Here is a 7,825-nt window from a genome sequence, read left to right as displayed (position 1 = left end):
CCGGGGTGGGGGTGCCAGACTGCTTCGCTTTACGTCTGGCACCCCCACCCCTCCGGCCCGTCCCCTCCCGTGGGGGGTGGGTGAAAACGGTGATTGCCACACCCTGCCGGTGGGCCAACTCAGGCCGCACGGTTGAGTGGTGACCGTAAGCGGACGAGGACGACGCGTGAGCCTGCGTGGTGACCGTCAGAAGACGGGCGACCCCAGCCACACCGGGCAGTGACCGTCAGAGGACAGGCAGCCCCAGCCACACCAGGCAACGGCCGTCAGGGGACCACAAGGATCAGCCCCCACCCAGGGAAATCCACCCCTCAACGGGAGGGGACGGGTCGGAGGGGGCGGTATGCTAGACGTAAAGCGAAGCAGTCTGGCATACCGCCCCCGGAGGCCCGTCACCGCAGCCGACAGCCCCGCGCAGCGGACAACAAGCCAGCGCCGCAGGCGCAAACAACAGCAACCCACACGGCGGGAAAGCCAAGTACGTGGGAAGCCAACGCGCTACGCGAATAGCCGCAAACGATGCGCCACCGCCCCCGCCTCGCCGCGCCCCGAAACCCCCAGTTTGGCCAGGATGTTGGAGACATGGACGCTGGCCGTCTTCGGGGAGATGAACAACTCGTCGGCTATCTGCCGGTTGCTGCGGCCGTCGGCGACCAGGCGGAGCACATCGCGTTCCCGGGGGGTGAGGCCCAGGGACTCGACGGGGGTGGCGGGCGCCGGCGGGCGCGCCGCGTCGGGTGGCGTGCCGCGGCCGGGGAGGGGTATTCGGGCGCGCTGGGCGAGGAGTTCGAGCTCGCCGGTCAGCGGGCGGGCGTCGATCCGGGCCGCGACCGCGTGCGCCTGCCCGAGTACGAGGACGGCGGCCTCGCGCGGGGTGCGGCCGTCGAGGCCGGCGCCGGCCCGCTCCGTGCCGTGCAGCAGTGACTCGGCCCAGCGGCAGCAGCACCAGGCCAACTCGTGCGGCCGGGCGAGCGGTTCGAAGGCGGCGACCGCGCGGGCCCAGGCGTCGGGGGACTCCCGGCCCTCGGCGCGCAGGAGCTCGGCCTCGGTGGCCGCGCCGTAGGCGTCCCAGACGGGCGAGAGCCGCGGCAGCCGCTTGGCGGCCTGCCGGATGCGGGCGAGGACCCCGGGCCGGCCGGGCTCGGCGGCGGGCAGCCCGCGGGCGTCGGACTCGACGGCGGTGGCCGACCACAGCAGCGGCCAGGCGTAACGGTGCAGGCCGGGCGCGAAGCCGGCGCCGGGCGCGGCCTGGAGGAGGACGGCGCGGGCGTCGAGGATGCGGCCCTGGCGGGCGGCGAGCCGCAGCGCGTGCCGCGCCATGGGGAGGGCGTGCTGCGGCTGGGGGTCGTGGGTGCCGTAGTGCTCCTGGGCGACGGCCAGTTCGCGCTCGGCGGCGGCCAGATCGCCGGTGTCCAGGGCCAGCGCGGTGAGCCGGCTGGCGGCCAGCGCGACGGCGCGCGGGTCCCGGGCGAGGCGGCGGGCTTCGGCGGCGGCCCGGCCGGCCTCCTCCCAGCGGCCGAGCGACTGGAGCGATTCGGCGCGGTTGCTCAGCACCCAACTGGTGCTGTTGGTCAGGCCGTAGCGGGTGGTGAGCTCGACGCCCTGGTCGGTGACGTCCACCGCCTCGCGGGAGCGGCCGACGCCCTCCAGGGTGCCCGGGAGGTTGACGTGGCCGCGGCCGATGACGGCGAAGTAGCCGCGGTCGACGGCCCGGTCGAGGACGGTGCGGAACTCGGCGAGGCCCTCCTCGACGTCGCCGGCGTCCACTCGCAACCCGGCCAGCGTCACCCGGGAGTTGAGCTCGGCCTCCTCGTCGCCGACCGTACGGGCCAGCTCCACGGCCCGTTCGGCGGTGGCGAAGGCGCCGGGGCCCGGCTCGTGCAGCATCTGCCAACTGGCGACGGCGGCGGTCACGGTGGCGTGCACGGACGACGGCGGCAGTCCGCGCATCAACTCCTGGGCCCTGCCCAGGTCTTCCCAGCCGTCGCCGCGGCCGGTGCTCTGACAGAGCTTGGAGCGCTGCACCAGGAACCAGGCAGTGCGCTGGGCGTCGTGCTCGGTGCGCAGCGCGCGCAGGGCGCGCTTGGTGATGGTGAAGGCCCGCTCGCCGTCGCCGGACAGCCGGGCGGCCACCGCGATCTCGGCGAGCAGGTCCAGGAAGCGGAGGGCCTCGTCGTCGCAGCCGCAGGCCGGGTACGCCTCGGCGTAGTCGACCGGGCGCACCTTCTGGCGGACCTCGACGGGCGCGTCGTCCCACAGCTCCAGGGCGCGGTCCAGCAGCCGCAGTTGCTCGGCGTAGGCGTGCCGGCGGCGGGCCTGCACGGAGGCGGCGAGGACGGCGGGCAGCGCCTTGGCGGCGTCGTGGGCCTTGTACCAGTAGCTGGCCAGCCGGGTGGCGCAGACCTCGGAGCGGACGAGGGCGGGGGCGGCCTCCAGCGCCTCGGCGTAGCGGCGGTTGAGGCGGGTGCGCTCGCCGGGCAGCAGGTCGTCGACGACGGCCTCGCGGACCAGGGCGTGCCGGAAGCGGTAGCCGGTGCCGTCCTGGGTGGGCAGCAGGGTGTTGGAGCCGACGGCGGCGCGGAGCGCCTCGATGAGGTCGTCCTCGGGCATCTGGCAGACGGCGGCGAGGAGTTCGTGCTCGACGGTGGAGCCGCCCTCGGCGGCGATCCGCACCACCCGTTGGGCGTCCTCGGGGAGCGCCTCGACGCGCACCAGCAGCAGGTCGCGCAGTGGGTCGCTGAGGCCGTAGCGGCAGCCGTCGGCGAGGCCCCGGGCCAGCTCCTCGACGAAGAAGGCGTTGCCCTCGGAGCGCTTGAAGACCCGGTCGACGGTCTCCTCGGCTGGCTCGCTGCCGCGGATGCCGGCGATCTGGATGCGGACCTCGTCGCGGTTGAAGCGGCCCAGCTCGATGCGGCGGACGGTGCGCATCCGGTCGATCTCGGCGAGGAAGGGGCGCAGCGGGTGGCGGCGGTGGATGTCGTCGGAGCGGTAGGTGGCGACCAGGAGGATGCCGGCGTCGTGGAGGGCGCGCAGGAGGTAGGCGAGCAGTTCGCGGGTGGAGCGGTCGGCCCAGTGGAGGTCCTCGATGACGAGGACGAGGGTGCGGTGGGCGGCGAGCCGCTCCAGGAGCCGGGCGGTCAGCTCGAAGAGCCGGGCGCGGCCGGTCTCCTCGTCCCGGCTCTCGCCCGCGGTCTCGCCCAACTCCGGGAGGATGCGGGCCAGTTCCCCCTCCTGGCCGGCGACGGCTGCGGCCAGTTCGTCGGGCAGGTGGGCGTTGAGGGTGTGCAGGACGGCGGAGAACGGGGCGAACGGCAGGCCCTCGGAGCCGATTTCGATGCAGCCGCCGAGCGCGACCTGCGCGCCGCGGCCGCGCGCCGTCTCGCAGAACTCCTCGATCAGGCGGGTCTTGCCGACCCCGGCCTCGCCCCCGATCAGCAGGGCCTGCGGCTCGCCGGACGCCGCGACCCGCGCCAGCGCGTCGCCCAACTCGGCGAGCTCGGCGGCGCGGCCGACGAAGACGGGACTGATCGCTCTGGACTCCACGGTGCCGAGCATCGCACAGGGGTCTGACAATGCGGCAGTGGTTTCCGGCACACCGTGGGGTCGCCTCGGGACACCCTCGGCTCCCCGAACGTCCCCGGTCACAGGGCCGTCTGGCGGTCAGGCGGTGGCGCGCCGGACGCCTGACCGCCGGCCCCGGTTCCCCCTCACCCGCCTCCCGGAGTCCTCGCTTCCGGAACGGGCCGCGTCCCGCGCCCCGTTGGTGGCCTCGCGCACCAGGCGGCGACGGTCGGCCTCGCGGCGCAGTTCCTCGTAACGGACCCGGAGCTCCAGTTCGGAGACGTACATGGGCTCTCCCCCTTGGGATGAGGCGGTGGCGGCGCCCGGCCGTTCGCCGGGCGCCGATGGCCTCCACACTCGTCTCCAAGGGGGGTCCGGCACATCGGGAGAGTGCCCGATTTCCGAGCCCCGACGACGTCCGCCACATGGGACGACGGGCCGGTCGGGGGCCTAAGTGCCCCCTGGGCCCCGCCCGTTCCCGTACGGCACCACGCCCCATTGCGCCCCAGGGGCCTTAGGCGCGGGCGCCGCGGGCCTCAAGGGGTGCTCAGGAGCCGGCGCCGGGCACCTTAGGCAGGCTGGGCAGGCTCGCGAACAGGTCGAGGTACATGCCCGCCGAGACCAGCAACCCGAGGAAGCCGAGCACCAGCCCGCCCCAGGCGACGGCGCGCACCCAGGTGGCGCGGCGCCCGGTCAGCACCACCGCGGCGACGACCATGGCGAGCACCGCGAAGACCCCGTTGACCAGGGCGGTGGTGTGCCAGGGGGCGCCGTAGACGGTGGCGATCTGGTCGGTGGCCTTGCCGGACTGGACCTTGATCTGGCCGACCAGGGTCTGCCGTTCGGCGAGCACGGTGCCCATCCAGGTGCCGGTCATGGAGGCCAGGCCGAGCCCGGCGGCCACGACGGCCCCGGCACCGGCGGCCGCGCCGGATCGGGCGGGGGCCTGAGGGGCGTCGGAATCGACCTCGGCGTCGGTGTCCGTGTCGGCCGCGGATGCGGCCTCCTCGGGACCCCCGTCGGCCTGCGCCTCGGCCGTCTCGTCGACCTTCTCCGCGGCCTTCTCCCCCGCCTTCTCCCCGTTCGTCTCCCCGCCGGCAGCCGCCGTCTCCTCGGCCCGCTCCACGGCCTCGGTCGCGTCCTTGGCCCCCTGGTCAGTGGTGGTCGTCTTCGCGTCGTCGCGTCGCTTGTCGGTCGTCGATCCCATGGGCGCGACCGTAGGTGCCGCGTCTGAGAGCGAGATGAGAACCGCGGCCGCGCCTACGCCAGGCGGTCAGACCGTCACCGACGGTCGGTCGTCCGCCGCCGGCGCGGGCCCGGACGACTCCTCGGGCGGTTCGATGCTCAGCCGTGGCAGCCGCCGCTCCAACCAGGCCGGCAGCCACCAGTTGGCGCCGCCGAGCAGGTGCATGAGGGCCGGCACCAGCAGCGTGCGCAGCACGAACGCGTCCAGCGCGACGGCGGCGGCCAGCCCGATGCCGAACATGGCGATGATCCGGTCGCCACTGAGGACGAAGGCCCCGAACACCGCAATCATGATCACCGCGGCCGAGTTGATCACCCGGCTCGTCTCGGTGAGCCCGACCCGCACCGCCCGCCGGTTGTCGCCGGTCCGCTGCCACTCCTCGTACATCCGGCTGACCAGGAAGACCTGGTAGTCCATGGAGAGCCCGAAGAGCACCGAGACCATGATGACCGGCAGGAACGGTTCGATCGGTCCGGCCCGCCCCAGGCCCAACGCCTCGCTCCCCCACCCCCATTGGAAGACCGCGACGACGATCCCGAACGAGGCGGAGACCGCCACCAGGTTCATCAGCGCGGCCTTGAGGGGGATGCCGATGCTCCGGAACGCGAGCAACAACAGGACGGAGCCGAGGCCGATCACGGCGCCCAGGAAGAGCGGCAGTTTGCCGACGATGACCTCGGCGAAGTCGTCGTAGCCGGCGGTGACCCCGCCGACCCGCACCCGGAGCGAGGTGCCGTCGGCCGCGCGGGGCAGCACCTCGGTGCGCAACCTGCTGACCAGATCGGAGGTCCGCTGCGACTGCGGCGCGCTGTCCGGGACGACGGTGATCACCCCGGTGGCGTGGCCGCCGTCGAAGTCCGGCCCGCTGACCTGCGCCACGCCGGGGGTGTCCCGAAGGACCTGCGGCAACTTGTCGAAGGCGAGCCGGTCGGGGGCGCTGTCGAGCGAACCGACCAGCGTCAGCGGCCCGTTGAAGCCCGGCCCGAAGCCGTCCGCCAGCAGGTCGTACGCCTTGCGCGTGGTGGCCGTCGCCGGGTCGTTGCCCTGGTCCGAGGTGCCCAGATGGAGGCCGAGGGTGGGCAGCGCCAGGGTGAGCATCACCGCGGCCGCGGCGGCGCCGAGCAGTTTGGGGTGGCGTTCGACGAAGCCGGCCCAACGGGCGGCCGGTCCCGTCCCGGGGACGGTCACCGTCCCCTCCTCGGCCAACCGCCGCCGCTCCCGCCGCCCCAGCGCCCGCATCCCGATGTACCCCAGCAGCGCCGGCAGCAGCGTGATCGATGCCGCGACGGTGAGGACGACGGTGAGCGAGGCGGCCAGCGCGACCCCGTTGAGGAAGCCCAGCCGCAGGGTGAGCATGCCGAGCAGGGCGATGCAGACGGTGGCGCCGGCGAAGACCACCGCGCGCCCGGACACCGTCACCGCGCGCTCCGCGGCCTCCTGGACGGAGAGCCCTGCGCGCAGCCCCTTGCGGTGCCGGGTGACGATGAAGAGCGCGTAGTCGATCCCGACCCCGAGGCCGATCAACATGCCCAGCATCGGCGCGAAGTCGGCCACCGTCATGACGTGGCCGAGCAGGCTGATCCCACTGGCCGCGGTGCCGACGGCGGCCAGCGCGGTGACGATCGGCAACAGGGTCGCGGCCAGCGACCCGAAGGCGAGGAAGAGCACCACCGCCGCCGCGACCACCCCGATCGCCTCCGGCAGTTGATCGTGCGGGGACTGGGTGAGCGCGATCCCGCTGCCGCCCAACTCCACCTGGAGGCCGTGCCCGGCGGCCCGTTTGGCGGTGTCCACCACCTTCTTCACCTGGGAGGCGGGCAGATCGTCCGGCGAACTCCGGAAGGTCAGCGAGGCGTAGGCGGTGTGCCCGTCCCGGCTGATCTGCTCGCCGCCGCCCGGCCCGTAGGGGCCCTGGACGTGGGCCACGCCGGGCAGTTTGGCGACCTCGGCCAGCGTGTGCGTCATGGTCGTGCGGACCGCGGTGGCGCGCACGCTGCCGTCGCCGGTGTGCCAGACGAGGGTGTCGGCATCGCCCGCGCGGTCCGGGAACGCCTTGGCCAACAGGGCGCCGGCGCGGCCGGACTCGGTACCGGGGACCGCGTAGTCGGTGGAGTACGCGGAGCCGACGAGCCCCGCGGCGGCGGCCGTGCCGGCCAGCGCGGCGAGCCAGAGGAGGAGCACCACGAGGCGGCGCCTGAGGCACCAACGGGCCAGAGCGGTCACGGGCTGCTTCCGGGTCGTGCGCCGATATCTCCCGGTAGCGGGGGTGCCGAACGCGGACGAACAGGTGAGACGAACAGTGAACGGGGACGGGGCGTAAACGGAGGCGGGATGATCGGGATCGGGATCGGGGTCGGGCTGGGCAGGTGCAGACTGTCAGCCCGAAAAGATCCTTTGTCCCCTTTGTGGACTTCCCCACAGCCGGACCCCCGAAGGCAACCCGCCCTCCTTATCGGCCGGTTAATCCCGTCAAAACACCCTTAACGGACTTTCCTCACCCCCACCCTCCGGTCGCCACTCACACCACACGACCTTGCCGGGCACCCGCTCCTCCACGCCCCACGCGTCCGCCAGCGCGGACACCAACAGCAGCCCGCGCCCGCACTCCTCATCCGCCACACCACCCCCCTTCGACACCCGCGGCTCCCCGTCCCCACTGTCATGCACCTCCACCCGCAGCACCCGGTCTTCCGTCCCCAACGCCAGCCACAGCCGATACCCGCGTCCCGGCGGAACGCCGTGCAGCAGCGCGTTGGTGGCCAGTTCGCTCACGCAGAGCACCACGTCGTCCGCGCCCCGCTTCCGATCCCAGTCGGCGAGTGCGATCCGCGCGAACTCCCTGGCCAGCGCCACGGAACGGCGCTCCCGTCGATAGAACGCCGTCCGGACCCACACGACCTGAATCCCCAACTCCGCTTCCTCGCACATGGACCCACTGTCACTGGTCGTGATTACGCTGGACCACAGCGTGATGTCGTACGGATGCGATGTACGACTTCGCGCCGCATCAGCGGGTCA

General features: G+C 73.5%; 5 protein-coding genes. All 5 read right to left on the bottom strand.

Features of this window, described 5'->3' with window-relative positions; translation table 11 throughout:
* Positions 1 to 498: 498 nt before the first annotated feature.
* The gene (locus ACFVFQ_RS36305; protein WP_383424579.1) at positions 499 to 3,555 is read right to left on the bottom strand and encodes an AAA family ATPase; all 3,057 of its coding nucleotides are present in this window, start codon (positions 3,553 to 3,555) and stop codon (positions 499 to 501) included.
* A 105-nt stretch (positions 3,556 to 3,660) separates the two neighbouring features.
* Entirely contained in the window at positions 3,661 to 3,849 is a 189-nt protein-coding gene (locus ACFVFQ_RS36300) for a hypothetical protein (protein ID WP_383424577.1), read from the bottom strand.
* 259 nt (positions 3,850 to 4,108) lie between these two features.
* Positions 4,109 to 4,768, bottom strand: a complete 660-nt coding sequence (locus ACFVFQ_RS36295; protein ID WP_383424575.1) for a hypothetical protein — start codon at positions 4,766 to 4,768, stop codon at positions 4,109 to 4,111.
* Between the two features lie 66 nt (positions 4,769 to 4,834).
* A complete protein-coding gene (locus ACFVFQ_RS36290) occupies positions 4,835 to 7,030 on the bottom strand; it encodes an MMPL family transporter (protein WP_383424573.1) in 2,196 nt (731 codons plus the stop codon).
* Positions 7,031 to 7,276: 246 nt separating this feature from the next.
* The gene (locus ACFVFQ_RS36285; RefSeq protein WP_383424571.1) at positions 7,277 to 7,735 is read right to left on the bottom strand and encodes an ATP-binding protein; all 459 of its coding nucleotides are present in this window, start codon (positions 7,733 to 7,735) and stop codon (positions 7,277 to 7,279) included.
* Positions 7,736 to 7,825 lie beyond the last annotated feature (90 nt).

Source organism: Streptomyces sp. NPDC057743, assembly GCF_042798755.1.
In the GTDB taxonomy this organism is placed as follows: domain Bacteria; phylum Actinomycetota; class Actinomycetes; order Streptomycetales; family Streptomycetaceae; genus Streptomyces.
Note: the sequence above shows the minus strand (reverse complement) of the source record. Positions and strands in the feature narration are given on the sequence as shown.

What these genes read in the sequence shown, in the direction of transcription:
- ACFVFQ_RS36300 (WP_383424577.1), bottom strand. Translation starts at nt 3,849, where the DNA reads ATGTACGTCTCCGAACTGGAGCTCCGGGTCCGTTACGAGGAACTGCGC.
- ACFVFQ_RS36285 (WP_383424571.1), bottom strand. Translation starts at nt 7,735, where the DNA reads ATGTGCGAGGAAGCGGAGTTGGGGATTCAGGTCGTGTGGGTCCGGACG.
- ACFVFQ_RS36295 (WP_383424575.1), bottom strand. Translation starts at nt 4,768, where the DNA reads ATGGGATCGACGACCGACAAGCGACGCGACGACGCGAAGACGACCACC.
- ACFVFQ_RS36305 (WP_383424579.1), bottom strand. Translation starts at nt 3,555, where the DNA reads ATGCTCGGCACCGTGGAGTCCAGAGCGATCAGTCCCGTCTTCGTCGGC.